Raw genomic sequence first — 1,146 nt, forward strand, 5'->3', positions numbered from 1 at the left:
GGATCGCATCCATGAGGTCATTACTTTTTCTTTGACATCCAAAGACGGAAACCTATACACTTTCAAGGCAATAACCAGAATGTTCAGCGCTGGAAGCTTCAAACAGGCATTCAGAATGTATCCCAACCATCCCCTGTTACCTCACCGGCAAGATTTTTGTTATGTACGATGGTTCTGAACGGACATGAATAAGCAAGAGTTACTGACAAATGGACGGTGTAAGAAGAAGGCGGACCGAGAAACCGTCTGGCCGGTTGTCATCATGAACTTCACCGGTGTGTATGCCCATGAGGTATTTGCACGGAACAATCAGTTCATTTGGCTAGACTGCCGTCACCTTTCTGGAACGAGAGGTTACTGTGACAAGGAGGGGATACGAAAATTGAAGCGGGTGATTGCCGGTTATCCAGCGGAAGGTATCCATTTCATTGATTCGGGCAATTATCATTACCTGACCAAATTATGGACAGACAAACTTCGAGTTCCGTTCTCTCTGATTGTATTCGACCATCACCCCGACATGCAGCCTCCCTTGTTCAAGGGCATGCTTTCTTGTGGGAGCTGGGTAAAAGACATGTTAGACTGGAATATGCTTTGCAAGAAAGTGGTGATAGTCGGTGCATCGGACAAACTGATACGCACCGTACCGGAAGAATACGGACAACGAGTCAGTTTTTATAGCGAAGCGACGTTAGCTCACGAGAAGGGCTGGCGCAATTTCTCCTCTGCGTATATTGAAGGACCGGTTTACTTGTCCATAGACAAGGATGTCCTGAACCCGGCATCCGCAGTAACAGACTGGGATCAAGGGTCTTTCAGCCTGCAGGAACTGGAGGAATTACTGGCAATTGTCCTTCGAAAGGAACGTGTAGTCGGCATTGATATCTGCGGGGAATGCTCCGCAACGCTTACTTTGTTTGAGGAGAGGCGGGAAGCCACCGTGGACAGCCGGGCGAACAAGGAACTGCTCAAACTCATACAGTCATTCTCCTGTTTTTTATAAAGCTGTTGGATATTGTTAATTATATTATCACATAAACCATATTTTATTATTATGATGAAAACAATTGTTCGTAAAATCGGTCTGGTTGCACACGATGCAATGAAAAAGGACATGATAGAATGGGTTCTTTGGAACTCGGAACG

The 1,146-nt window shown here is 45.8% G+C and carries 1 protein-coding gene and 1 pseudogene; both read left to right on the plus strand.

Translation table 11 applies throughout. The annotated features are described in order from the left end of the window. Positions 1-184: 184 nt before the first annotated feature. Positions 185-1,003 (plus strand): arginase family protein, encoded by an 819-nt coding sequence (locus AB5935_RS24710; RefSeq protein ID WP_004308109.1) that lies wholly within the window; start codon positions 185-187, stop codon positions 1,001-1,003. A 54-nt stretch (positions 1,004-1,057) separates the two neighbouring features. Next, positions 1,058-1,146, plus strand: a pseudogene (locus AB5935_RS24715) (methylglyoxal synthase); the annotation flags it as partial.

This window comes from Phocaeicola sp. RTP21198st1_B8_RTP21198_201120 (assembly GCF_040929485.1).
GTDB lineage: Bacteria > Bacteroidota > Bacteroidia > Bacteroidales > Bacteroidaceae > Phocaeicola > Phocaeicola dorei.